At 67.6% G+C, this 900-nt stretch carries 1 protein-coding gene; it reads right to left on the bottom strand.

From position 1 onward, the window contains the following. Window positions 1-7: 7 nt before the first annotated feature. A protein-coding gene (locus E1286_RS47365; protein ID WP_425464807.1) for an IS5 family transposase occupies window positions 8-852 on the bottom strand; the annotation gives its coding sequence in 2 pieces (ribosomal slippage) (window positions 8-495 and window positions 495-852; 846 coding nt in all). Window positions 853-900 lie beyond the last annotated feature (48 nt).

The following is a 900-nucleotide window of genomic DNA, read 5'->3' as shown; positions in this document are numbered from 1 at the left end:
CAAATGATCACAGCCAGAGCATCAGGCACGCGATAGTGACGACCGCGGTGTATGACGTCGCGGTCTTGTCGTAGCGGGTGGCCAGAGCGCGGAACTGCTTGAGCCGGTTGAAGCAGCGCTCGACGACGTTGCGGCGCCGGTAGAGGGCTCGGTCGAAGCGTGGCGGCCGGCCACCACGGCGCCCGCGCCGCTTCCGGGCTGCGATCTGGTCGCTGCGCTCAGGGATGGTGTGCCCGATGCCCCGCCGGCGCAGGTACGCCCTGATCTTCCGGGTGCTGTAACCCTTGTCCGCCACCACCTGATCAGGGCGGGTGCGGGGACGGCCACCGGCGAGGCGGGGGACCCGGATGCCGGCCAGGACTTGCTCCAGCTGGGTACAGTCATTGACGTTGCCGCCGGTCAGGCAGAACGCCAGCGGTCGTCCGGCGCCCTCGCATGCCAGGTGGATCTTGCTGGTCAGGCCGCCGCGGGATCGGCCGAGGGCGTGATCCTCCTGCGAGCCGAGGCTGAGCCCCCTTTTCGGGCGCCGGCCGCGTGCTGGTGCGCACGCACGATGGTCGAATCCACCGCCACCAGCCAATCGACGTCGCCACGGGCATCGGCCTCGGCCTGCACCGCCTGCAGCATCGCGGTGAACGTGCCGTCCTTGGCCCAGCGCCGAAACCGCGTGTACAGGCTCTGCCAGGACCCGTACCGGGGCGGCACATCCCGCCATGCCACACCGGTACGGATCTTCCACACGATGCCGTTCAATACCCGCCGGTCATCCTCACGTGGACGACCTAACCGCGAGACAGGCAGAAACGGCCGCAGCCTGTCCCACTCCTCATCAGTGAGCTCATGACGCCGGATCACCACACCATGATCCACCATCTAGATCACTTTGAAAACACGGCCTAG

The organism is Nonomuraea terrae, from assembly GCF_004348995.1.
Lineage (GTDB): Bacteria > Actinomycetota > Actinomycetes > Streptosporangiales > Streptosporangiaceae > Nonomuraea > Nonomuraea terrae.
This window is presented reverse-complemented; position numbering and strand designations above follow the sequence as displayed.